This is a genomic window from Actinoplanes ianthinogenes (assembly GCF_018324205.1).
GTDB lineage: Bacteria > Actinomycetota > Actinomycetes > Mycobacteriales > Micromonosporaceae > Actinoplanes > Actinoplanes ianthinogenes.
Map to the genome: position 1 here is coordinate 6,364,932 of NZ_AP023356.1, position 25,382 is coordinate 6,390,313.

The 25,382-nt window shown below is 71.6% G+C and carries 15 protein-coding genes; 10 read left to right on the forward strand and 5 right to left on the reverse strand.

Annotated elements, in window-relative coordinates; translation table 11 throughout:
- Positions 1-173: 173 nt before the first annotated feature.
- The gene (gene glnA, locus Aiant_RS28915; RefSeq protein WP_189334775.1) at positions 174-1,598 is read right to left on the reverse strand and encodes a type I glutamate--ammonia ligase; all 1,425 of its coding nucleotides are present in this window, start codon (positions 1,596-1,598) and stop codon (positions 174-176) included.
- Positions 1,599-1,789: 191 nt separating this feature from the next.
- On the opposite strand from glnA, the gene Aiant_RS28920 reads away from it, so the two are divergent.
- The gene (locus Aiant_RS28920; RefSeq protein ID WP_229831052.1) at positions 1,790-2,185 is read left to right on the forward strand and encodes an RDD family protein; all 396 of its coding nucleotides are present in this window, start codon (positions 1,790-1,792) and stop codon (positions 2,183-2,185) included.
- Here Aiant_RS28920 and Aiant_RS28925 read toward each other — a convergent pair whose 3' ends face one another.
- The 4 genes from Aiant_RS28925 to Aiant_RS28940 form a co-directional block, all read right to left on the reverse strand.
- A complete protein-coding gene (locus Aiant_RS28925; protein WP_189334776.1) occupies positions 2,186-2,737 on the reverse strand; it encodes a hypothetical protein in 552 nt (183 codons plus the stop codon).
- Positions 2,738-2,758: 21 nt separating this feature from the next.
- On the reverse strand, positions 2,759-3,208 hold the full coding sequence (locus Aiant_RS28930) for a hypothetical protein (protein ID WP_189334777.1): 450 nt from the start codon (positions 3,206-3,208) through the stop codon (positions 2,759-2,761).
- A gap of 98 nt (positions 3,209-3,306) precedes the next feature.
- Positions 3,307-5,244, reverse strand: coding sequence for a hypothetical protein (locus Aiant_RS28935; protein ID WP_189334778.1), 1,938 nt, complete (start codon positions 5,242-5,244; stop codon positions 3,307-3,309).
- Positions 5,245-5,246: 2 nt separating this feature from the next.
- A complete protein-coding gene (locus Aiant_RS28940) occupies positions 5,247-6,308 on the reverse strand; it encodes a hypothetical protein (RefSeq protein ID WP_189334779.1) in 1,062 nt (353 codons plus the stop codon).
- Positions 6,309-6,545: 237 nt separating this feature from the next.
- Here Aiant_RS28940 and Aiant_RS28945 point away from each other — a divergent pair, with 237 nt between their 5' ends.
- The 9 genes from Aiant_RS28945 (at position 6,546) to Aiant_RS28985 (ending at position 25,376) form a co-directional block, all read left to right on the forward strand.
- Positions 6,546-6,887, forward strand: a complete 342-nt coding sequence (locus tag Aiant_RS28945; RefSeq protein ID WP_189334780.1) for a WXG100 family type VII secretion target — start codon at positions 6,546-6,548, stop codon at positions 6,885-6,887.
- A 27-nt stretch (positions 6,888-6,914) separates the two neighbouring features.
- Entirely contained in the window at positions 6,915-7,199 is a 285-nt protein-coding gene (locus Aiant_RS28950; protein ID WP_189334781.1) for a WXG100 family type VII secretion target, read from the forward strand.
- 76 nt (positions 7,200-7,275) lie between these two features.
- The gene (locus Aiant_RS28955) at positions 7,276-7,686 is read left to right on the forward strand and encodes a YbaB/EbfC family nucleoid-associated protein (protein ID WP_189334782.1); all 411 of its coding nucleotides are present in this window, start codon (positions 7,276-7,278) and stop codon (positions 7,684-7,686) included.
- Positions 7,679-8,038: a hypothetical protein gene (locus Aiant_RS28960; protein ID WP_189334783.1), complete on the forward strand. Its 360-nt coding sequence runs from the start codon at positions 7,679-7,681 to the stop codon at positions 8,036-8,038. Before Aiant_RS28955 ends, Aiant_RS28960 begins: the two co-directional genes overlap by 8 nt.
- Positions 8,039-8,055: 17 nt before the next feature.
- Positions 8,056-21,885, forward strand: coding sequence for a glycosyltransferase (locus Aiant_RS28965; protein ID WP_189334784.1), 13,830 nt, complete (start codon positions 8,056-8,058; stop codon positions 21,883-21,885).
- A 182-nt stretch (positions 21,886-22,067) separates the two neighbouring features.
- Positions 22,068-23,108 carry a hypothetical protein gene (locus Aiant_RS28970; protein WP_189334785.1) on the forward strand — a complete coding sequence of 347 codons (1,041 nt, stop codon included), beginning with the start codon at positions 22,068-22,070 and terminating at the stop codon, positions 23,106-23,108.
- A gap of 102 nt (positions 23,109-23,210) precedes the next feature.
- Positions 23,211-23,783 carry a hypothetical protein gene (locus tag Aiant_RS28975; RefSeq protein WP_189334786.1) on the forward strand — a complete coding sequence of 191 codons (573 nt, stop codon included), beginning with the start codon at positions 23,211-23,213 and terminating at the stop codon, positions 23,781-23,783.
- Positions 23,780-24,823: a hypothetical protein gene (locus Aiant_RS28980; RefSeq protein WP_189334787.1), complete on the forward strand. Its 1,044-nt coding sequence runs from the start codon at positions 23,780-23,782 to the stop codon at positions 24,821-24,823. The genes Aiant_RS28975 and Aiant_RS28980 overlap by 4 nt, the downstream gene beginning before the upstream one ends.
- A 25-nt stretch (positions 24,824-24,848) precedes the next feature.
- Complete coding sequence (locus Aiant_RS28985; protein WP_189334788.1) at positions 24,849-25,376, forward strand: hypothetical protein; 528 nt, start codon at positions 24,849-24,851, stop codon at positions 25,374-25,376.
- The last annotated feature ends 6 nt before the right edge of the window (positions 25,377-25,382 follow it).

A 25,382-nucleotide genomic window follows, 5' to 3' on the forward strand; every position in this document is an offset into this window, starting at 1 on the left:
GCCGGACGCGCTCGACCACACGCGGTCGCTGGTCGACGGCGCGCTCGGCGTACGCGAAACGGCGGCCACATCGGCTGGGAGCCGATCATGACCGCCGTTTCTCAAGCTGTGCCCGAGTTGTGCCCAAGATCAGTTCAGGGGGTAAACCCGCTGGTCAAAGGCATGGTCAACCCCTAGACGTTGTAGTACATCTCGAACTCGTGCGGGGTCGGGCGGAGGCGGACCGGGTCGATCTCGTTGGTTCGCTTGTAGTCGATCCAGGTGGAGATGAGGTCGTCGGTGAAGACGCCGCCGGCGGTGAGGAAGTCGTGGTCGTTCTCCAGGGAGTTGAGCACGGCGTCCAGGGAGCCCGGCACCTGCTTGACGTTGCCCCACTCCTCCGGGGGCAGGTCGTACAGGTCCTTGTCGATCGGGGCCGGGGGCTCGATCTTGTTCTTGATGCCGTCGAGGCCGGCCATCATCTGGGCGGAGAACGACAGGTACGGGTTCGACGACGGGTCCGGGACGCGGAACTCGACGCGCTTGGCCTTCGGGTTGCTGCCGGTCACCGGGATGCGGGTGCAGGCGGAGCGGTTGCGCTGCGAGTAGACCAGGTTGACCGGGGCCTCGTAGCCGGGCACCAGGCGCCGGTACGAGTTGACGGTCGGGTTGGTGAACGCCAGCAGCGACGGCGCGTGGTGCAGCAGGCCGCCGATGTACCAGCGGGCGGTGTCCGAGAGGCCCGCGTAGCCGGTCTCGTCGTAGAACAGCGGCTCGCCGCCGAGCCAGAGGCTCTGGTGGGTGTGCATGCCGGAACCGTTGTCACCGAAGAGCGGCTTCGGCATGAACGTCGCCGTCTTGCCGTGCTCCCAGGCGGTGTTCTTGATGATGTACTTGAACAGCTGCATCTGGTCGCCGGCGTGCAGCAGCGTCGAGAACTTGTAGTTGATCTCGGCCTGGCCGGCGGTGCCGACCTCGTGGTGCGAGCGCTCGACGGTGAAGCCGGTGTCGACCAGGCGGCGGACCATCGAGTCGCGCAGGTCGGAGTAGTGGTCGACCGGGGAGACCGGGAAGTAGCCACCCTTGTACGCGGTCTTGTACCCGCGGTTGCCACCCTCCTCCTCACGGCCGGAGTTCCACGCGCCCTCGATCGAGTCGATGTAGTAGAACGCCTGGTGCGCGGAGGTCTCGTGGCGGATCGAGTCGAAGATGTAGAACTCCGCCTCGGCGCCGAAGTACGCGGTGTCGGCGATGCCACTGGACGCGAGGTACGCCTCGGCCTTCTTCGCCACGTTCCGCGGGTCACGCGAGTAGGCCTCGCGGGTGAACGGGTCGTGGATGAAGAAGTTCAGCGCGAGCGTCTTCTGCTGGCGGAACGGGTCCACGAACGCGGTCGCGACGTCCGGCAGCAGCATCATGTCGGACTCGTGGATGGCCTGGAAGCCGCGGATCGAGGACCCGTCGAAGGCGAGGCCGTCGGTTGCCACACTGTCGTCGAACGACTCCACCGGGATGTTGAAGTGCTGCATCACGCCGGGGAGGTCACAGAAACGTACGTCGACGAACTTGACGTCCTCGTCTTTGAGGTATCGCAGGAGTTCCTCGGGATTGGCGAACACACGTCCTCCTGGCACAGTTTTCCGATACCGGGCGGCCTGGGCCGCCACCTGGCAAGGCTGGTCGCGACGTTATGGGTACGGAGTTGCCCCGGCGTATCCCTATTGTTTCCGCCGTGTTACGTAACCGGATGATCAGGCACGGCGTGAGCGCGAGGCCGACCACCGGACCCTATCGCGTACGCTCGGCGGTCGTGGCAGCTTCCGCGAACGACGTACCCCGGGCCGCGACCCGTCCGGAGCCCGCGGGCGGCGGGCCGCGGCTGATCGCGCTGCTCATCGACTGGGTTCTCTGTCTGCTGGTGGCCAGCCTCTATGCCAGCCCGAGCCGGGTGGCCTGGCCGCCGGTCGTGCTGCTGATCCTGATCAACACCATTTTCCTGGGACTCTTCGGCCAGACGCCGGGGATGCGGCTGGTCCGGATCCGTTGTGTCTCGTTCACCGACGGCGGGGCGATCGGCCTCGGCCGAGGGCTGGTGCGGGCGGTGCTGCTGGCGCTGCTGATCCCCGCGCTGATCGCCGACGGCGACGGTCGCGGGGTGCACGACCGCGCCGCCGGATCGATCGTGGTCCGGCCCCCGCGCGCCTGATCAGGGTGCGGGCCGTTGCGATAGCCCGAAGCGCTCGACGTCCCTCGGGCGAAGGCACGGCGACGTGAGGATCCGGTCCTCGATGAAGCGGATGACCGGATTGTCGAGCATCTGGTCGCGCCGGGCCGCCGGGAACCGGTTGCCCAGCTCGCTGTCCGCGAGCGCTTCGAGTTCGGCGAGCAGCGCGGCGGACTCCGCGTGGCTCACATAGAACACGACGGCCTGGTCGTTCTCCTCGATCGGCCACGGGCGGGCGAACCGCTCTGTCTGGCCGGCCAGGGTGTCATGTGGAGTCACCACGTATCGCGCTTGCAGCAACTCCAACAGGCGGACCATGTCCGGATCGACGAGGTCGCCGTCCTCCTCGGGTGGCAACGACGACGCCAGCCACGGAGGGCCGTACCGGGTCAGGTCGTCGACGAACGTGATGTCCGGCCCCTCGTTGAGGATCACGGTGTACACGCCGCGGTAGAGGGCGGAGCGTTCGGCCGTGTCCTCCCAACCGGCGAACCGTACGCGAACGTAGTAGTTCGCCGGTGTCCCGAGTTTCATCACTGCCCTCCGCGCGCCTGATCAGCCCGGCCGCTCCGAGAGCCCGGCCGACTGCGCGTCCATCGGATGCAGCAGGGGTGACTTCAGCACCCGGTCCTCGATGAACCGAATCACCGGATGGTCCCGCACGGCGTCGCGCCGGACCGTCGAGTGCACGTTCCCCGCCTCGGTGTCGGCCAGCGCGGCGAGATCGTCGAGCAGCACCGCGAACTCCGCGCGATCGGTGTAGAAGACGACGCCCTCCTGCCGGTCGTCGAAGCCCCAGGGCAGCGCGAACCGGTCGGTCTGCCCGGCCAGGGCGTCGTTCGGCGTCACCGTGTACCGGGATTGCAGGAGCGTGAGCAGCCGCACCATGTCCGCGTCGACGAGGTCGCCCGCCTCCTCGGGCGGGAGCGCCGACTCCCGCCACGGCGGACCGAGGTGACCGAGGTCATCGACGAAGGCGATCTCCGGCAACATGTTCAAGGTCACCGTGTAGCTGCCTCGGTGGAGATGTTGTCGGTCGGGCGTGTCCTCCCAACCGGCGAACCGTACGCGAACGTAGTAGTTCGCCGGTGTCCCGAGTTTCATCACTGCCCTCCGCCGAGCGCCCGCCGGATCTCCGGCTCGTAGACCGGCTCGTCCCGCTTGCTGGTGACCACACCACCACCCGGCGTCTGGACCTCGAACGCCCGCTCGTCGGTGACGATCCCGGGCGCCTCGTCGTCCTGCGGCCCGGCCGGGGTCGGCTCCGCCGTGGTCCGCCGCTTGCTGAGCTCCGGCGAGACGGTGCCCTGCGGGTGCTGCCCGGCCGCCTGGGTGGCGGCCCGGCTGCGCAGACCCCGGGGGATCTCCTCCAGCCGGGAGACGCCGGCGCCGGTGGGCGGCACCGAGGGCGCTTCCAGCATGCCCGAACCGGCCTCGACACGGGCCTGCTCCGACCCGAAGTAGTCGGCCCAGGCGGTCGGCTGCCGGTCCCGCTGCGTCGTCTCGCGGCGCCGGGCGGGTGACGGCGGCGTGGCCGGGCCGGTCGGCCGGTTCAGCACCGGCGGCGCGGTGCCGTCCGGGCGGAACGCGTCGCCGCTCGCAGGGGTCGTCGGGCGCAACTCCTCGGTGCTGCCGGGGCGGCGCCGGTCCCGGTCCCCGGCGGGATTTTTCAGTACGGGTGGCATGCCACCGGGCGGCCGGCTGAAGCTCTCCTCACCCTCGTACGGCGTGCCGGTCTGCCGGGAGCGGTCCTCGCCGCGGCGGCGGTCGCCGGGGCGGCCGGGCTGCGACGGGTTCGTGCTGCCGGGGCGGCGCAGGGTACGGCCGGGCGGCTGCCCCGTGCCGGGCGGCTGTGCCGGACCGCGACCGAACGAGTTCCGCCCGAGCTGGCCCGGGTTGGGCGGCGAGGTCGGCGCCGACGTGCCCGGCTTGAGCCCGGGGGACAGCGGGCCGGGCGCGTTCTGCGTCAGGCCGGGCCCGAAGGCCGGCGGCTTGAGCACGCCGTTGCCCGGCAACGCGGGCGGCAGCTGTCCGGGCAGCAGTCCCGGCAGCCCGGTGGGCGGCGGCACGGCGTTCGGCGGCGGGACGGTCGACTGCCCGGGCAGCGGCGGGAGCACCGGCAGGACGCCGGGCTGCTGGCCGGGTTGCTGGTTGCCGCCCGGCTGGTCACCCGGTGCGTCCGGGAGTTTCACCTGGTCGTTCGCACCGGGCGGCAGCGTCGGCGCGTTGCCCTGACCGGGCAGCGGCGGGGTGTTGGCGAAGGCCGGCGGTGGCGGAGCGCCCCCGCCGCCACCCGGCAGGTTGGGCAGCGCCGGCGTCGGCGGCTTGCCCGGCGTGTTGAGGACCGCGTCCATCGGCCGGACCGGCGGGCCCATGCCGTTGCTCAGCTTGCCGATGTAGCCGTAGATCTCGTTGCCGTAGTAGTACGCGATCCGCTGGGCCCGCTCCTGGTAGTCCTTCTTGACGTCGTTGATGTCGTCGCGGGCCTCGTTCTTCTCCGCGTCGGTCCACGTCGTGTTCCAGTGGGTCAGCCAGTGACCGAGCTGGTCCATGCCGGTGACGTCGGCCGCGGCGCCGAGGTCCTTCTTGTACTGATCCACCAGGTCGTCGATGGAGTTCTGCGCCGCCTTGGTGATGAGCACCACGTGGCGCAGCTGGGTGACGTTGACCTGCGCCGCGTCCATCCAGACGTCGAGGTACGCCAGCGACTGGCCGGGGCCCATCTTCAGGAAGGCCTCGCGCGCCTTCGGCGACTTCCAGGACTCCTTCTCCAGCGCCTCGCTCTCGGCGAGCAGGTACGACCGCACCTCGCTCATCAGCGTCCACGCGTTCTGCCACTGGTCGGCGAGGACCGCGATCCGCTCCGGATGCATGTTGTGGATCTTGCGGTGGATCTCCTCGATGGTGGTGTTGTTGCCCTCGCCCGCCTTCTGGGTGAACGGCGCGTCGGACGCCGCGTGGCTGCCGTAGTGCAGCTGCCCGCTGTACGGGCTGTAGCCGTAGTTCGGGTCGGCGCTGGCGCCCCAGTACTCCACGCCCATCGTCAGCCCCTCGTCCCCTCCGGGTAGTAGTCCTCCGCGATCTCCTTGGTCACGGTCTTCTCGCTCTTGGTCTCCTTGCCGTAGACCACCCGGTCGGTTTCCTTCAGATCGTTCTTGTCGTCGGTGCTGGTGTCCGCCGACCTGGTGACGTCGGTCCGCACGCCGGTCTCACGATTCACGTCCGTGCTCTTCTGGCCGGTGACCGTGCCGCTGCCGTCCTTGGACGTGGTCACCTCGTGGACCACCTCCCCGTTCGCGTACGTCTTGACGCTGGTGGAGCTGCCGGTGACGGTCTTGCCGGCGGTCGTCGTCTCCGTGGTGGTCTGCGTGTTCGTCCGGGAGTCGTACGTCGTCTCGGTCCGGGTCGAGAACGTGGAGACCACGTTCCCCTTCTTGTCGTACACGGTGGTGGTGACGACCGTGGTGCCGGTGTTCGGGATCGTCATCGTCTCGACGGTCCGGCGCTGACCGTTCGCCACCGAGGTCTGCAACGTGTGGTACGGCCCGTTGACGACGGTGCCCTGGTCGACCCACTCGGCGCTGTCGGCGGCCGCGCCACCCTCCTTGGCGCCCTCCGCCATCGCGTCGGCGTAGGTCTTGCCGAGGTAGGACGGCAGGCCGTGGGGCCGCGGGACGGACTTGTCGCCGAAGGCGAACAGGACGTCGTTCAGCGAGGCGGCGGAGGTGGCGTCACCGTGCTCGTAGATGTCGGCGATCGTCTGCGCCGCCGACCCGATGTTCATCAGCGACTGCCCGAGGTTGGCGAGGTACGTGTTGAACTCGCTGGCGTTCGCGCTCATCTGGGAGCGGACCGCGGCCGCCTCGCCGAGCACGTCGCCGTCCCACGCCATGACGGGCAACTCGAAGAGCTGGCTGAGGTGGGTGCGCCGGCTGGAGAGATCGAGCTGCGCCTTCATCATCAGCTTCGCGTACTCCCGGAGGCCGTCGAGGTCGACATCGACCGGCGGCCCGTCGGCGAGCCATGGTGTGTGCGTGTTGGCCTTGGTCTGATCAGAGTACGGATTGGCGATGCCCTGATCGTCGAACGGAGCCTGCTCTCCCATGACGCCTCCCCGACGGGTCTTGAACGGCCATCGTCGCGCCAGATTAGTATGACGGCCGATGATCAGGCGGACGTTATAGAGTACGCCTTCGTCGATGCGGGGGTTCGAACCAACTTGAGCCACCCGGTGTACGACAGGACATAGCCCAAATGGCGCGGCGAGAAGTTCCGGAAAGCACGGCTCCCGGTGCGCCGACTACGAGAATCGGGGTGAACCACCTTGTCAGGAACTCCGGGTATGGGACAGGTCCATGCCACGCAGGATCAGCTCAACGCGATGGCGTCGCGATGCGAGGAGACGGGGCAGAGCGTTGCCCAGGGCATGGCCCAGCTCCTGGAGCGCATCCAGACGCTCGGTGGCGGCGGCTTCCAGGGCACCGCGAACAACGCCCTGCAGGACGTGTCCGTTCAGCTGAACGACGGCCTCAAGAAAATCATCAACGCGCTGGACGAGCTCGCCGGGAAGATGAGCAACGCGTCCAAGCAGTACGGCGTGCACGACGAGGATGCCGCGCAGGAGATCCGCGCCGCGGCCGCCTCGACCGGTGACAGTTCCGTCATCAGCATCCTCCGCGGCTGACGCAGACGAAGATCGGAGAGGCGAGTCATGAGCATCACCTACAACTTCGGCCAGATCAACGACGTCGCGGCGGCCATCGGCACCTTCGAGGGCCAGATGGACCAGCAGCTGAACGACCTCTACACCGCTTTCACGCAGCTGTTCGCGCAGGACTGGACCGGCGCCGCCGGCACCGCCTGTGACGAGGCCCGGCAGAAGTGGAACCAGGGCGCCAACGAGATCAAGACCGCGCTGTCCAGCGTCGGTGTCAAGCTCGGCGCGTCGGCGGACCGGATGCAGCAGATCGACCAGCAGATCGCTGCCGGGATGTGAGTGCGACCGGCCGCCGGCCTGTGGCCGGCGGCCGGTCGGTCCCTCATGATGGACGGGAAAACCGGGGAGGTGTGGGGTGGCTGACGTTCCGGGGCGGCCCAACTGGGGTGCGCTCAACGCGATGCTCGCGGACCTGCGGAAGGCGACCGCTGACATTCCCGCCATGCAGCAGCGGATGCTCGAGATCACCGGCACGGCCTGGTCGCCGGATCGGATGATCAAGGCAGTCGTCGGGCCGCGTGGCCACCTCCTGGAGCTGGACATCGACCCGCGGGTGCTGCGCCAGCCCAACTCGAAGGCGCTCTCCGCGAGCATCGTGCAGACGGTCCGCGCGGCGATCGAGGACGCCGGCCGGCAGAGCCGCGAGGTGCTCGCCGACAGCATGCCGGGCGACCTGAAAGCACTCGGCAGCCAGGCCGGCATCGAGAACTTCGTCGGCAGTCACGACGCCGAGGTCCGCCGCCAGATGGGGGAGCGGAATGGGTGAGTTCGTGCAGATCCGGACGAGTCCCGCCTCGCTGATCGAGATCGGCCACAGCATGCAGCGCGCGGGCCGGGACCTGGAGAACCGGGTCGACGAGATCAGGAACGGCATCACCTCGCACGAGAATGCTCGGGCGCTCCCGGAGGACAAGTACACCGACGAATACCGGAAGAAGTACTTCGAGGAGATCACCGACTCCGAGGGCACCACGTCGAAGTCGAATGAGGCCGTCGTCAAAAGTTGCCGGTACTGCGGCACCATGCTGATTCGCGTCGGTGAGACCGTGGCGAATGCCATGGTCAATTATCAATCCGCGGACGAGGACGCCGCCGGCGACATCCGCAAGGCCCTCTGAGTGCGGTTCCCGGCCCGATGAGCGGTGGCGACGATCACGAATTCCTGACCACACTGGTCGACTGGTTCGCCGAGATCGAGCAGTGGATCCCCGGTGCCCGGAGCACGGTCGGGGAGATCATCTTCGGTCAGATCCCGCTCGCGAACGCCAACGCCATCTACGACCTGGCGGATCAGTGGGGTGAGCTGGCCGAGGCCATGCAGGGGGCCTACCAGGACATCTCGGTCATGGCGAACCCGCTCCTGGAGAACTGGTCGGGCGACGGCGCGGCCCAGGAGTTCGTCGAGCAGTGGTTCGCCTACCTCGAGGGGCTGCGCGGGAACGCGGACAGCGCCGCCGGCATGCGCAACTTCGTGCAGAACTACGGCCTCGAGGTCGAGCTGCTCAAGTACATGGCCGCGCTGAACCTGTTCATGCTGGCGGCCTCGCTGATCCCGCTGATCGCGGCCGCGATCCCGACCGGTGGCGCCTCGCTCGGCCCGGCCATGGGCCTGATCGCCGGCAGCAAGTTCGCGATCAAGAAGCTGTGCGAGACGACCCTTCACAAGATCACCCAGATGACCCTGCGGACCACCCTGCGGGCCCTGGGCAAACTCTTCACCAAACTGCCCGGCATGGTCGCCAAGGGCGCGCCCCGGGCGATCGGCCGGGGCGCGGCGGCGACCGGGCGGGGCGCCGCGGCAGCCGGTCGCGGAGCGCTCAACCTCGGCAAGTACGGGCTGCGGGCCGGCGGGCGCGCGCTGCGCAACTTCGGCAAGTCGGTGGCCGGCAAGATGACCCGCGACGAGCTGCGCAAGCTGCCCGGCCAGGTGCTCCGCTCGCTGCGGCCGCGGGAGATGATGGCCCGCGGCATCTCCAAGGCGGTCGCCAACAAGCTCGCCGCGCAGCAGCTGCGCGGTCTCGCCCGGCAGGGGTTCAAAGGGGCACTCAAGAACCAGACCCGCCAGGCCCTCAAGCGCGAGCTGTCCAAGGAGATCCGCCAGCAGCTGCTGAACAAGTGGGCCGGCGTCGAGATGCGCAAGGCCGCGGAGACGGCGACCGGCAAGGAGCTGGAGAAGCTCGCGGCGGGCGCGATCGAGAAGTCGGCGCTCGGCCGGGAGTTCGCCAAGTTCGTCGGCACCCGGATGGCCCTCGGCGGCGCCATGATGGGCGGCGGCGACCTGATCGCCCAGGGGCTCCAGCAGATCTCCGGCAACCGCACCGACATGGACTTCGGTCACATCGGCAACAGCACCATGCAGGGCGCGGCCTTCGGCGCGGGCATGTTCGGCGGACCGCTCGGGCACGCCGTCGGTGGCGCGTTCGCCGGTGGCGCGACCGCGGCGATCGGCGAGGGCATCGCCGGCCTCCAGGATCCGAACCACGACTTCAGCTGGACCAACGTCGGGCACGGCGCGGCACAGGGCGCCATGGCCGGCGCCATCTTCGGCGGGCAGACCCACCTGGAGCACGCCAACCTCGGCGGCGGCGAGCTGCGCATCGGCCAGGACCTGCACGTCCTGCCCGGCCACGAGGGCGGCTTCAACGTCGTCTCGTCGATGCCGGACGGCAGCTCGCACCTGCTGCTCACCAGCGACGGCTACGTCAGCTTCCAGAACGCCGACGGCACCGGCATGCACCCCACCGAGATCGCCGACCGCCCCGACGTCGCGACCGCCAAGGAACACTGGGGCCCGTCGGCCGCTCCCGGCCCGGAATCGGCCGCCGCTCCGGCGCGCACCGAAGCGGGCGGCGGAGGCGGAGGCGGCAGCGGCCAGCGGCAGACTCCGGTGGCCGGCGACGGGGGCGGCCGGTCCGCCGGCCCGACGGGTGGCGACCGCGCCCAGGCCCGCGCCGGTGGGGACACCCCGGTCACCGATCGCCCGGCCGCGCCGGATCGCCCGGCCCCGGCAGCCGCCGATCAACCGGTCGGAGACCGGGGACAGGACACGACCGCTGCCCGTCCGGCGAGCGACCCCGCCGCCGGGTCCGCCCGCGACGGGGCAGACAGCTTGCGTACGGCGGACGACCGCCCGCCCGGTGGTGACCCCCCCACCCCCGCCCGCGACGAGACGACGAGTCCCGACCAGCCGGGTTCCCGGCACGAACCGGCCGGCGACCCGGCGCGACCGGGTGAGCGGGCGGTCGCCGGGGGAGACCGTCCCGCCGTGGGCGCCGACCGCCCGCCCGACGGCGCCGACCGCACCGCGCCGTCCGGCGATCACACCACGGCTTCCGGCGATCGTGCCGGTGTGTCCGGTGATCGCGCCGGTCACGACGGTTCGCCTCCGGCCGACCGCACCAGCGGACCGGCCGACCGCACGACCGATCCTTCCGGTCGCACCAGCGAAGCTTCCGATCGCACCAGCCAGCCGTCCGACCGCACCGGCGAGGCGGCGGATCGGGCCACGACGTCGGCGGAACATCCGGCGTCGACTGTGGACCGGAGCAGTGGTGACCGTGTCGGCTCCGACCGGGTGGGGCTGGACCGTCTGGGCGCGGACCGTCTGGGCGCGGACCGTCTGGGCGCGGACCGTCTGGGCGCGGACCGTCTGGGCGCGGACCGTCTGGGCGCGGACCGTCTTGGCTCGGATCGCATCGGCGCGGACCGTTTTGGCGCGGACCGGGTCGGTGCGGATCATCCGGTGCCCGATCGAGCGGCTGGCGAGCACCCCGGAGCCGACCGGGGCGGGGTGGATCACACGCGTGCGGATCGGCCGGCCGCCGATCGTGGTGGCTCCACACGGGACACCGCCGAACCGCGCACCGGTACGGAACGCCGGGACAGCGATGTTGCCCCGGTCATCGGTCCCCTAGACGCACCTCGCCGCACCGACGGCGGTGCTGCTCCCGCGCGCGGCGAAGCGTCCGTTGTGGATCGCGCGGCCGGGCCGGCGCATCGCGACGCCACCACCGGGGACCGCTCGGCGCGGAACGGCGAGTCGCCCGTCCGAACCGAGCACGACGGCACCCCACCGCACGACGGCCCACCGCACGACCCGGCCACGGCCCGGCCGGACGAGGCGGCGACGAGCCGTCCCGATGGCGCGGCCACGGGCCGGGTTGAGGACACGACCGCGGGCCGACCGGATGAGGCGGCCCCTGGCCGGGCGGATGACGCCGCCACGAGGCGGGCCGATGACGCCGCCACGAGCCGGGGTGAGGACGGGACCGCGGGGCGGGCGGAGGACGCGGCCTCGGGCCGGGGTGAGGACGGTAGCGCGGGGCGGTCGGAGGACGCGGCCCCGGGCCGGGGTGAGGACGGGACCGCGGGGCGGGCGGACGACGCCGGGTATCCCATGCGGGATGCGGGGGCTGAGGTCGGGCATCCGGCTACGCCGGAGACGATTCGGCAGGGAACCGTACGGATGGAGTTGCATCCGGACTTCCCGGCGGTTGCCGAGTATCTCGATCGGCACGGGTTCAAGCTCGTCGTGGACCCGGAGGGCGCCCGCGCCGTGCAGCGTGACGTCTATGACGCCACCGGCAAGCATCTGCTGCGCACCGAGCGGGAGGTTCGGCACCTCGACGGGATGCGGTTCCTCGATCTGGAACACGAGGTGGACCACGTTCGCCAGCTCGTGGACCGGTTCGAGGGGAAGGTGGCCACCGAGGCGGTCCGGGAACGTCCCGGAAACACGCCGAAGGAGATGCGCACCGCCCGCGGGGTGCTCAGCGAGACCCAGGACCACGTCGTGGAGTACCACGTCCGGCTCCGGGAGTACATCCGGCTGGCGGAGCGGGGGATCGACCGGCCGCTGCTGGAGGAGCACGCGCGCGGCGTGGACGCGCAGCACGACAAGTTCCGTAACGCGACGTTCGGCCGGGGCAAGGAGAAGCTCGCCGGGTGGGCGAGGGACCACTTCCCGGAGATTCCCGAGCTGAGGCGACAGTACGAGCAGTTGCGCGCGGCCGCGGGGGACGAGGGTTCGACCGGACGGTCGTATCCGCAGTTGCGGGACGGGCGGCCGATGGCCAAGGCGCCGATCGGCGACCACGGTGGCGTCCCCGAGCGGGCGGCCGCGGAGACGCCCGCGGGTGACCGGGACTCCGGTGTCCAGCGTCCGGCGCCCGAGGTGGAGGTGCCGCGGGCGGAGGAGTCGCGGCTGGTTCCGATCGACGTGCGGGCGCCGGAGCAGCCGATCGCCGCCGCGCACGAGGTCACCACGACGATCAACGGGGAACTGGGCGAGCTGGTCTACACCGGACGGGAGGCCGGCGCGGGGGATCAGCCGTACCGGGCCGACTGGGACGCGGAGAACCAGCGGCTGCGGGTGCACTACGGCGACGGGGTCACGGTCGACGTCAAGATCCAGGTCAACGAGTCGATCCCGCCGGGGCACGCCGTCGTCGTCCGGCCGCATCTGGAGCCGGTCGAGGGCGGTGGATGGCGGCAGCAAGGGGACGCCGGCGTGGGGCTCTCGGCGCACGTTCCCGCCGAGCCCACGGCGCGTGCTGCGTACGTACGCGAAAGTCTTGATGCGGCCTGGCGTGCGCTGCACAGTGAGGTGGCGGACCGCCTCAGCCCGCGGGTTGAAGTGCCGATGCGGGAGGCCGGGCCGGCGCATGACTTCGGTTCGCCCCGCGAAGGGGCGCCGCTGCATGACGGGCCGCCGCTGCATGACGGGCCGCCGCCCCACGACGGGCCGCCGCCCCACGAGGGGGCTCCTCCCCATGACGGGCTGCCGCCTCACGACGGGGCGCCGCATGACGGTATGCCGCAGGATCGGTTGCCGGCGGAGGATGCGCTTCAGGTTCTCGAGGTGCTTCGTGGGGACGACGCGCCCGCGCAGCCCGTCGAGGTGGTCAACCGCCACCCGTCGGCCAGGACGGATCTGCCGCCGGTGGAGCGGCTCGGCCAGGATCAGGTGGCCGGGCAGTTGCGGGGGCGCGGTGGGCCGGAGCAGTTCGGCCGGTGGGCCGCCGATCATCTGGCGGAGCAGTCGGAGCACGGCGGGATGCGGCCCAAATCGGACGCGGAGATCGCCCGGACCGTGGACCACCTCGCGGATCAGGCGGTCGACCATGTGCGGACGGGCGCTGAGGAGGCCGGCTCCCGGCAGGCCGCGCACGAGCGGGCCGCCCGGGAAGAGGCCGCCCGTGAGCAGGCTCGACGCGAGCACGAGGCACGCGAGAACGCCCGCCATGAGCAGGAAACGCGGGAGCGGGAGGCTCGGGAGCGGGAGGCCCGTGAGCGCGAGGCGCGCGAGCGGGACGCCCGTGAGCGTGAGGTGCGGGAGCGCGAGGCTCGGGAGCGGGAGGCTGAGCAGCGGGAGCGGTTCGCGCAGGAGGAGGCGGCTCGGCGGGACGACGGCGGGGACGGGCCGCGGCGTCCGGGTGAGCCGCGACCGTCGCTGCGTGAGTTCTTCTCCGACACCCGGGAGGCGAGCCCGGAGTTCACCGAGGCCGTCCATCGGCAGTTCGCCCGGGAGCTGGCCGGGCGGGACTTCGCCGGGCTCGACGTGCGTGTCGAACGGGTCGAGGCGGGCAGCCACCACCTCGACGTCCGGGTGTCGGTCGTCGACCCGGCCACCGGCCACGAGGTCGGCAACGCGGTCCGCCGGTTCAGCGTCGACGCGGAGAGCGGCCGGTTCGAGGTACACCATTACAACTTCGACATCCACGCCGACTACCAGAACCGCGGCTTCAGCAAGGCGTTCAACGGCCACATGGAGGGCTGGTACGTCGAGTCCGGTGTGGACCGGATCACCATCCAGGCCGGCAAGTCGGTCGGCGGCTACGCGTGGGCGCGGGCCGGCTACGACTGGAACCACACGAACTCCGAAGAGGCCTATCGGGTGCTGGACAAGCTCGACAAGGCGATCGGGCAGCTGCGCCGCGACCTGGAGGGACTGACCAACGCCGTCCTGCACCAGCAGGACGAGACCGTCCAGTTCCTCACCGACCGGTACGGCTACCCGGACGCCGCGTCGGCCATGGAGGGCATCGCGCGCCAGAAGGCCGAGGCGTCGGAGCTGGTCGCCCGGGCCCGGGCCGCCGGTTACGGGCACCGCGACTTCCCCTCGCCGAACGAGATCAGCCAGATCGGCCGGCACGAGAACGTCGCGCCCACCGCCACCTGGGTCGGCAAGGAAGCCATGCTCGGCACCGGCTGGCACGGAGCGAAGGCACCGACGCCGCACCCGGAGGCCCCGCTGCGCGGGGAGACGCCGCACGGCACGCCGGATACCCCGCTGCGCGGGGAGACGCCACATGGCACGCCGGAGGCCCCGCCGCGCGGGGAGACGCCGCACCCCACCGACGAGGTCCGTCACGCGCTGGACCTGAACCACGCCGAGACCGCACCGCCGGCCCACGACCCGCCCTGGCGGCCCGGGGAGACGCCGGAGGTCATCGACCTGATCCCGCGTTCCGAGGCGGACGCGGCGGCCTGGAACGCGGCGATCGGCGACGCGATCGCCGCGAAGCTCGACGGCAAGCAGTTCGCCGGCCTGCGGGTCGAGCTGATGGGCCCGGACCACGCCAACTACAACCACGAGCTGGGCTCGGTGCGCACCGAGGCGGACCGGGTGACGGTCAAGTTCACGGTGAAGTCCCCGGACGGCACGAGCGTCGGGCACGGCGGCTGGAAGTTCGAGCGTGACCCGGACGGCGGGCTGCGGGTCAAGATCGACGCGCTCTTCCTGCGCAAGGACGTCCAGGGCCACGGCATGGCCGCCGACCTGAACCACTTCATGGAGGACTGGTACCAGCGGTCCGACGCGCCGCGGATCCGGATCGAGCTGCACGCCGTGAAGGCCGGCGCCTACGCCTGGGCCCGGGACGGCTACACCTGGGAGCCGAACGGCGGCGGCCGGGTGATGAGCGCTCTCCAGGGCCAGATCCACGAGATCGACCACCACCTGTCCCGGCTGTCCCGGCTCGGCGAGAGCGAGCTCCGGCCGCTCTACGAGAAGTACGGCGGAAACACGCCCGAGCAGCTCGCCGGCCAGATGCGCGAGATCCGGCAGGAGGCGACCGGCCTGGTCGACCGCGCGGAAGGGGTCCGTCGCGGCGTGCTGGCGCCCCACGAGTACCCGACCGCGCAGGAGGTCCGTTACGTCGGATGGTCGTTCCAGCGCGGCCCGGACGCGCACTGGGTGGGCAAGGACGCGCTGCTCGACGGCGGCGACTGGCACGGCCACAAGGTGCTCCGCGGCCCGATCACCGCGGCCGAGGTGCCCGGCGGCGACTTCCACGGCCATGCACGGGACGTCGCGGACCCGGCGGCGGTCCGCGCCCTCGCCGAGCCCGCGCTGCGAGAGCTGACGCCGGCCGGCACCCGGCACACCATCGAGGTGGTGCCCGCGGACAGCCTGCCGGACGGGGCGGTGGCCCGCTCGGTGCCGGTCGACGCCGCTGGCCGGCCGCTGCCCGACGGGCACCTGCCGCCGCCCGACGGCGGGTACCGGATCGAGGTCTCCGACCGGGCGAGCGACCTCGCCGTGCCCCGGGCCGTCGCGCACGAGGTGGCCGAGATCGGCGCGATCGAGCTGCGCGCCCGGCACGGACTCGACCTGCATCCGCCGGACACGCTGCGGCCGGGTGAGGCCGGCCCGGGACGGGAGCTCAGCCCGCACGACATGGGGCGGCTGGCGGAGCGGGACCATCTGCGCTCGCTGGCCGAGGAGCCGGAGCACACCGCGTACGCAAGACGTGAACTTGATCTTCTTGATCGGCACCTCGGTCTGTCGCCGGACGATCCCGGCGCGGCCACTCGCCGCGAGATCATCGGCGATGCCGGTCCGGTCCGTCCGCGGGACACCGAGCCGCTGCACCTGCTCGCCTTCGACGACACCGCCGACGGCGAGTTGCAGCACGGGACGCTGCGCCGGCTGGCGGCCGGACTCGGCGCCACCGGCGACCACGTGCGACTGCGGATCCCGGGCATCGAGGGCGGCGAGCTGAGCCCGGGGGTGCACGGCGTCCCGGCCGACCCGATCCCCGGCGTCACCGGGCGGATCAGCCCGCTGCTGCGTCCGGACCACCTGCCCGCGGACACCGACGTGCTGGTCGGTTACGGACAGACGGCCGGTGTCGCGGAGGCGCGACGGGACGCCTTCCCGGACGCCCGGGTGGTGCAGATCCTCGACAGCGTGCCGGTCGACCCGAAGCACCTCGACGTGATCGCCAAGGCCGACGTGGTGGTGGCGATGGGCCCGGAGGTCGCCGACGGGCTGCGCACCGCGTTGCAGGCGCACGGCCGGGAGCCGATCCCGCCGGTGCACGAGATCGTCCCGCCGATCGACGGCGGGCCGATCGCGCCGGTCCGGGAGCCCGGATCGGGCGGCTACCACGTCCTGGTCGCGAACGACGACTTCGCCGCGCACACCCAGGCGGCCGACGCCGTCCGGGAGCTCCGCGACCAGGGCGTCGACGTGCGGCTGCGGATCGCGATCCCGGACGCCGACGAGGCCGCGACCGGCTGGCACCGGCTGGCGCTCTCCGACCGGGCCGGGGTCGAGGTCGAGATCGTGCGGCTGCCGGACGACCCGGCCGGGCGGCGGGAGCTGTGGCACGGCGCCGACGTGGTCGTCGACCCGCGGACCACCGCGGCGCTCGACACGGCGGTCACCTCGGCGGCCGGGCACGGCGTACCGGTGGTGGTGGCCGCCGAGAGCGGCGCCGGACGCCTGTTCACCGATCCGCTGCGGGTCAGCGACGGGCTGGGCGACCACGCGGTCGGTGACCGGTCCGCCCTCACCGACCATCTGCGACGGACGATCGACGACCTGCCCGGCGCCCGCGACCGCGCCGCGGAGCTCCGGCTCGACCTGCTGGACCGGTACAACCCGGAGACCACCGCGCACGCGGTGCACGACGCGATCGCGAGCCTGGGCGACGGGGTGCACCGGGTCGACGACGCCACCTTCCACCGGACTCTCAACCCGCGTGACGTGGTGCTGCGCAACAACGACGCGGCGCCGGTCGCCGAGGGCACCACCCGGGTGATGACGGTCTGCACCGAGTACAACTCGACGGCCGGCGGCGTGATCACCGCGAACCGTGAGCTGAGCCAGAGCTTCGCCGCGGCCGGCGCCGACGTGTACGGCCGGGTCACCCGGGTCGACGAGGACGACCACGCCCTCACCCGGTGGGAGAGCCCGGAGGGCATCCACGTCCGGGGCGTACCCGAGGTCTGGGGCGTCACCGACCACAAGAACGGACCCGACACCCGGGCCATGTCGATGCTGCTGGACAACCTGCCGCCGCACGTCGACATCCTGGTCGGCAACTCGCGCTTCGGCGGCGGGGTGGCCCGGATCCTCCAGGAGCACGTCTACCCGGACGCCGATTACGTGCACGTGCTGCACACCTCCCCGGAGGTGCTGGACGCGGTCCGCGGCAACCCCGTGGAGGGCCGTGGCCACGCCGACACCGAGCGGGCCCTGATGGAGGGCGCCACCCTGGTCACCGGCATCGGGCCGCTGCTCGGCCAGGAGGCCGCCCGGCTGGCCGGCTCCGGCGAGCCCGGACGTCCGCCGGCGCACACCATCATCTCCGACATGCCGCGCGACCCGCACGATCCGCCGGGCCGCGCCGGCCGCCAGGGGCACACGCTCTATGTGCAGGGCCGGGCCGGCGACGCGATCAAGGGCGTCGACTTCGCCGCCGGCCTGGTCCGCGATCTGCGCGCGGGCGGCGAGGACGTGCGCCTGGTGGTGCGCGGCGCGAAGCCGGAGGAACTGTCCGACATGGTGGACCGGCTCTCCCGGATCGCCGGCACCCCGGTCGAGGTGCGGCCGTTCGTCAAGTCCGGCACCCCGGAGGGCCGCGCCGAACTGCTCAACGACCTGCACCACGCGGACCTGGTGCTGATGCCGTCCATCCAGGACGGTTTCGGCCTGGTGGCCAGCGAGGCGGCCCGGGCCGCCATCCCGGTGGTGGCCGGCGAGGGCACCGGCGCCGGCATGTTCTTCGGCGACCCGCACTACGTGCCGCACGACCTGGGCGCGCTGTCGTCGGTCCGGGACCACAACACCGTCCGGGCCCTGCTCGACGCCGTCCACGCCGAGGCCGGCGACGCCGACCACATCTCCCGCCAGCAGGTCGACAAGATCCTGCGCGGCGTCGACGACGCCCGCCGGGCGGAGTGGCTGCGGCACGTGCGCGAGGTGCTCGACAACATCGACCAGCGTCATCTGGATGCCGCCCGATTGCGCGACCACCTGCACGAGAACTACCAGATCGGCGACGCGGCCCGGGGCGTGCTGCGGATCCTGCGGGGCGAGGTGACGCCGGAGGAACTGGCGGGCCGGACGCTGCGCGCCCCGGAGACGGAGGCCAGGTCCGCGGCGCCCGAGACCGCCACGCCGGTCCGGGCCACGGCCGAGACGACCCCGATTCCGGTACGCCCGGAAGACCCGCCGGCCGAGGGGCCACGGCATACCGCGAGCCCCATCGAACGGACCGATTTCGTGCCCGACGGGCGCCCCGCCGAACTGCCCGCGCTGACCTCGCACGAACTGCACACGGCGGTCCACGACGTGCTGCCGCAGGACTTCGCGGGCGACGGCGTGTCCTTCGTGGCCACCGACGGCGACCGGGTGCACGTCACGCTGACCGACGGCACGGTGCGGCACTTCCGGGCCGAGGTCGGCTCCGGGATGCGCGATCTCGCGGAGACCACCGTGCGGTCCGGCACCGCGGACGATCCGCACGTCGTCCGGGTCAACGACCGGGTGGCCGGCGAGCAGCTGAGCCGGGTGTGGGTGCACGAGATCACCGAGACGCTGGCGATGCAGCACGCCGAGGCCCACGCGCGGCCGCAGGGTCTGGTGCGACGGACCATGGCGGCGATCGGCCGGCTCTTCGGCGGGGACGGCCCGGCGACGCCGGAGCGGCCCCGGGTGGACCCGCACACAGCGGCCCGGCTCAACGAACGGGTGCACCTGCAACGGCAGTTCGACCGAGCCTGGGCGCGGCCGGACGAGCAGGCCCGGATACGGGACGAGATCCTCGGGGTGGAGCGGGATCTGCACGCGCTCGGACATCCGGTGGACTCGGCGTTCGTCCACCGGCAGGCGGAGCTGCTGTCGCGGGACGGCGTTCTGGGTCGCCCGCCCGACCCGGCACCGGACCCCGGAGGCCATCCCGGCACACCCGACAGCCACGACACCGGTGCCGTGCCGGAACGCGACGTGGCACCGGAAGCGGACCACGACCCGGGCCGGGATGCGCACTGGGACGAGCGCCGGTGGGAGCAGGAGGGCCGCCGGCCGTCGTTCGACGAGCTCATCCCCGAGACCGACGCCGAGGCGAGCCGGTGGGAGGGCGCCATCCGGGAGGAGTTCGCCCGGCACATCGAGGGGCGCGAGTTCGGTGGCTTGCGGGTCGAGTTCGACGAGTGGGGCACGCCGATCAGCGCGTACAAGAACGAGGTGGTGATCCGGCTGCGGGTCCGCGACGCCGACGGCAACTCGGTCGGCAGCGCGACCCGGCAGTTCCGCCGGGAGCACGACGGCAGTCTGGTGGTCCGCCATTCCTCGCTGAAGCTGAACGCCGACATGCACGGGCGCGGGTTCGCGTCCGGCTTCAACCGGCACATGGAGCAGTGGTACCGCGAGTCCGGGGTCAGCCACATCGAGGTCCGTGCGGTCAACAAGGGCGCGTACGTCTGGGCCAAGGCCGGGTACGAATGGGCCCCCGACAACGAGGGCCGCAGCGTCACCCCGATCCTCGCCGAGTTGCAGCGCCGCGTTCACGGCATCGACGCCGCGTTGCGGCAGATCGGCGACGGCTCCGCCGACCTCGGCGAACTCCGGGCGCGATACGGCGGTGACAGCGCGCCCGAGATCGCCGCGAACATGCGCCAGGAGCGGGACGCCGGTCAGGAGATCCTGAACCGGGCCGCCCGGCACGCCTTCGGCACCGAGGGATATCCGACCCCGCACGACATCGCCACGGCGGGCGCCCACGACCGGCACGGACCGGACGCGCTCTGGATCGGCAAGGAGTCGATGCTCGGCCAGGACTGGAACGGCGTGAAGCCGATCAGTGACGCGGGCGTCCAGCACGCCCGCGGCGAGGCGCCGGCCGGGCTCTCCGCCGAAGAGGTCGCGGGCCGTCTGCGGTCCCACCTCCCTCCGGAACTGGCCGAGCACATCGGCCGGCTCGTGGCGGATCCCGCCACGGCGCCCGATCTCGCTCGGATGCTGAGCACGCCCGAGGCGATCGATCGTGCCGGAACGGTGCTGGCCGAACTCGCCGCCGGCGAGGCACTGCACCCCAGCAAGGGCTGGCTGGAGAAGTTCAACCAGCTGAACCCGGGGGAAGGCCGGCTGTTCGAGCAGGTGCCCCACGAGGTCGACCACACCGCCGGCGGTGAGCTCCGCGCCCGGCAGTTCGCCGACACGGTGCGGGCCGAGGACCCGGCCCGCGATGTCGGCCTGCACCCGGACGCCGGCCAGCGCGCGCTGGTGGACGACTACGCCGCCCGGATGGAGCGCGACGTTCTCCCAGCGGCCAGGGCCGAGGCGCGGGACATCGCCGGCGAGGTGGCCCGGCAGACCGGCGAATACGTGCGGTTGTCGTACGAGTCGCGGGACGCCGCCGCCCTGCACGCCGAGGTCCGCCGGATGGCCGAGGGCAGTTGGACCGAACCGGCCCGCCCCCAGGCGCGTGTCGGTGACGTTCTCGACGCGGTCCGCATCCGGGTCACCGCGCCGGACATGGCCACCCTGCGCAGCGTGTACGACCACGTGCAGGAACGGTTCGGGGTCGGGGACGGCGGCCGGACCCTGCGGGTGGAGAACACGTATGCCCATCCCCGGGACGGCCTTCGCGCGCCGGCGGAGCGTGAGATCTCGCTGCTCGTCAAGGTCGAGGCCGGGGGGCGTACGCACGCCTACGAGTTGCGGCTGATGACCGAGCGGGCGGCGGTGGCGGCGGATCTGAAGTCCGCGATGGACCGGTCGGTCACCGGTGAGGTGCCGCACGAGCGGGTGCACCTGGCCGAGCAGATGGTCCGGGAGGCCGCCGCGCTCGACCAGATGGAGTCCCGGTCCGAGACCATCGCCGACGTGCAGTCACGCGCCGCGGAGAGCGCCGCGGCACGGCAGGAGTTCCAGCGCGAGGACCAGCGGAAGAAGGATCTGCGTTTCCAGACCGCGCTCGAGAAGAACGACCTGACCGAACACGCGATGTTCCAGAATCTTGACGGGCAGACGCGGGGGAAGGTCGCCGCGGCATTGAGTGATTGGCCGAAGCACAGCACGCCGGAGTCCCGTGAGCAGATCCGCCAGTGGGCGTTCGCGCAGTCCCACGGCAACGTCCGGGTGTTCGCCAACCATGTCGAGTACGCCCGGGCGAGATGGAAGGAATTGGTGGCGGAGCACGAGCCGGTCCTCCAGGACGAGCTGCGCCAGGAGGGGAAGCAGCTCACCCCCAAGCAGTTCAAGGCGGCGCTGCAGAAGCACGCCACTTCGGTGATGCTCGCCGACGAAGGACTGGCTGAGCTGAAAGCCCGTCTGGACGGGGACATCGGGCACATCGCCCGGATACCGCACTCCGGCGGCGGTCTGCCTGTTCGCGTGCACCCGGATCTCGTTGACACCAGGCTCTCCGAACTCGAATACCCGCCATGGGAGATGCCCGAGGCGGAGGCCTACCACGCACACAAGCATCTGTCGGATTTGCCGCGAGAAGATCGGTTCGATGGCAATCCGATAGACGTTTACACGCGAAGTCTTCTGAAGACCATGCTCATCGGTGAGATCCGGGTCGAGCCGCCGGTGATCGATGGCGGGAAGACGATGATTACCTACACAAGGGCAACGGCGGACGCCAGGTTCATCATGCTGGTCCGGGTCTTTGTCGGCGACGACGGTTCGGCTCGCGTCGCAACCTATGGAAGAGTTGAGGTCTGAGGGTGACGCGTCGCAAGTTCACACCCGAAGAATTGAGCGGCTTCGCCTTGCGGGGTCTGGAGAGCGCGACCCCGGGTGACCGCTGGGTGCGCCGAGACATCGCGGACTCTTTTCTTGCCTTGGTGGACTTGCACTCCGCTACTACGGATGGCGAACTTCCGGCTGGTGATTTCCTGCCCGCCATGGTGGCGCAGTTGGAGCGGTTGCGGTGGGACGCGGGGATGGCCGCCGCCTATCAGGTCGATGAGATCGAGGAGGCCGGGTGGGAGCGGCGTGCTCAGGCGTTGCGGGTCCGTTCGGCGTTGGAGTATCTGAAGGACGACTTCGCCGGTACGTCGGTGGCGGATCTGGTGGACGCGGAGACGATCGCGGACGCGGATGCGGCGATCCGGGAGCTGATCGACGAGCACGGGCCGGCTGATCCGGAGGACCTGCCGGAGTACGTGCCGGCGTCGCACTGGTGGTGGGACGGTTCGTACCGGGCGGCCATGCCGGACTGGGTGACGGTGTATCGCATCGGTGAGGCTCCGGACGATCTGCGGTCGGCGTTCTACATCGCGGATCGGGCGTATCCGCGGCCCTGGCTGGCGGAGGCGGCCAGGCAGGAGGCGTCGAAGGCGCTGTCCGAGCGCGGGATCATCCGGTCCCTCTCCGGCGTCGAAGGCTCCGCCGGATATCCCGGTGGCGCGTTGCCGACCTGGGAGGAGTTCCGGCAGCGGCATTTCGTCGACGGCGTTCCGCTGCCCGTCCGGAGCGTGCCGCAGGCCTACGTGTCGCCGCCGGGCCTGGCGGCGATGCGTGCGGAGATCCGCCGGGACGGCTCGGCCGTGCTGGCCGAGTTGGAGAGCATCGCCGCCGAGGCCTTCCCCGGCTCTCCGACGCAGCTGAACGACATCCAGGGTCCGGTCCGGATGTCGCCGGCGTCGGTGTACGAGCACGAGGAGCTGTGGGGCTTCCGGATCAGTTTCATGGTGTTCCCCGAGTACCCGGCGGATGTGCCGCCCGCCGACGAGGTCGCCGCACTGACGCCGGTGCTGACCGGTCGTGGCTGGAGTGTCGGCCCGGTGCAGGAGAAGCCAGGAAAGCTGGAACTCGACGTGAGCCGGGGCGAGCACCGCCTGCATGTCTTCGCCGAGCCGGGAGCGGTCACCTTCCACGCGGTGTCGCCGCGGTACCGCGCGCCGGCCGAGCCGGGCGCCACCTGGGTGATCGAGCCGCGATGAGGACGACTCCGCCGGCCCGGACCAGGCTGGAAGCGCAGGTGTACCTCGAGGTGACGCCCTGTGAGTGCGGGGCTGCTGGACCAGAGATTGAGGCGTGGCGTGATGGTGTCGATTGATGGTGTCCGGATCCGCGCGGAACGGATCCGGGCGATCTCCTGGGCGCAGTCGATGGACCACGTCTACTCGCGAACGCTGCTGATGCGGGAGTTTCTGCGGCGAGCCGCTGTCGTGGTGGGTGACAGCGGGCCGCCGGGGTGGCCGTTCTGCGATCTGGTCGCTGTCGTCGATCCCTCGGTGCGTGCTGACGCAGCGCTGGTCGCGGAGGTGGCCGGAGCGGTGCGCGGCGCCGGGCAGTTCACCCCGATTCCGGAGACCTGTGTGGCGGCTTTGCATGGGGCTCGGCTGGCGGCCGAGCGGGCCGTGCCGTGGCCGGATCCGTTCGAGCCGTTGCTGCTGATGTACGAGCGTGGTGGCGCGTTCACCTTCAACGGCGCCGGGATGATCGAGGTCGACCTGGTCGGGATTCCGCGACGGACGCCGCGGGAGTACCTGTCCGTCGCGCCGATCGCGTCGCTCGACGCCGCATACCTGGACGAGGCGGACGCGGAGTTCGCCGAGAAGCTGCGGGCCCGGCGGAAGCCGGCTGTTCCTCCGGCGGCGGGTGACGGATCGTGACCTATCCACTGGCCCGGACCAGGCTGGAAGCGCAGCTCTATCTCGAGGTGACGCCGTGCGAGTGCGGGCATCTCGGCCTGGACGCGCGGGCCGAGCCGGTGCGGTTCGAGGACGGCACGCCCGGCTGGCGGTATGCGGGCGTGTGCGCGGCGTGCGGCCGGGACCGGGTGTACGTCTTCCGCGCGCCGGCGGTCTCGCAGGAGGTGTCGACTCCCGACGAGGTGGTGTACGGCCTCGGCGGCACGTCGGAGCTGCTGGACCCGGCGCAGTGGCTCTGGGTGGCACAGCGGTACGCGGCGGCCGTACCGTCGAACTCGGACAGCGTGCCGGAAGCCGAGCGTGCCACCGTGCGCAGCTGGTTGATGGCGGCCGTGGCCGCCGTCGGGGAGATCGAGAAGTTCGTGCCGGACGACGGGGACAGCGTCCCGGCGTCGGCGTTCCGGACCCGGGGTGGTCAGGCCTGGTATCAGCGGGATCCGCACGCCTTCCGTGCGGACAGCCTGGACGATCTGCGCATGGGGTATGAACGCCGGCTGCGAGCGATGCGTGCGGGCGCGCCTCCGCGGATGAGCCGGGAACGGGCTGCCCGCGTGACATCGGCGAACCGGATCCAGGAACAGTGGGTGGAACGCCATGGCATCGACGACGAGGAGTGGGTGGAAGGCGGCGCCTCCGGGCCGCGCCGCCGGTCACCGAGCCCGGCGCAGCGGGCGGAGCTGACCCGGCTGCTGCGTGAGGCGGCCGGACTGGACGAGCGAACCGGGCTGTCGCTGGACGATCCGGTGGCCGGGCTGGCCGCGTTCCGTCAGCTGATCGGTGAGGTGGAGAGTCGATGGGCGGGCGATGTGCCGCAGCGTGATCGACGTCTGGGCGTGGCGCTCTCGGCCTACCGGGCGTGGCTGGCCGCTGCCGGGTTGTCCGATGAGGCCTGGCGTGACCTGCTCCTCAGCGACCGGGTGTGGGAGGTTCCGCGGGTGGCGCTGCCGGCGGCGGACGGGGTCTGGGAGATGGTGCGGGCCGCGCGCGCGGCCGTCGCGTAGGAGCGGATCGGCATATCATCGCGGGGTGTTACCGCCCGCCCGGACCCGCGACGAAGCCCACCTCTACATGGACCTGCACGGCTGCCCCCGCTGCGGGAGCGTGGCCGTCGCCTGGGCCGAGTCCCTGGCCGACGCCGACGGCGTGCTCGCCCGGCGGTACGCCGGCGCCTGCGAGGACTGCGGCCTGGACCGTGAGTTCCTCTTCCGGTTGCCCGAGCGGGCCACCCCGCCCGCGCCCGGGGAGAGCGTGACTTTCGGCGCGGCCGACGATCCGTCCCAGCTGTTCGATGCGGGGGAGTGGGTCGCGATCGCCGACATGAGCACGCTGGCGTCCGGCTTGGCGGAGTTGCCGCCGGACGAGGCGCGGGAGTCGGCCGCGATCGCCGCGGCCTGCTACGACGAGGCGCTCAAGTTCCTGCCGGCCGGCGCCGACCGGCTGCCGGATCGGGCGTTCTGGAGCGTGGCGGGCCGGGAGTTCCGGCAGCGCTCGCCGCACCGCTTCAGCCGCGACGACTTGATCGCCGCCGCGGCCCGTGCGCGGCACGGGCGGTGACCGGTC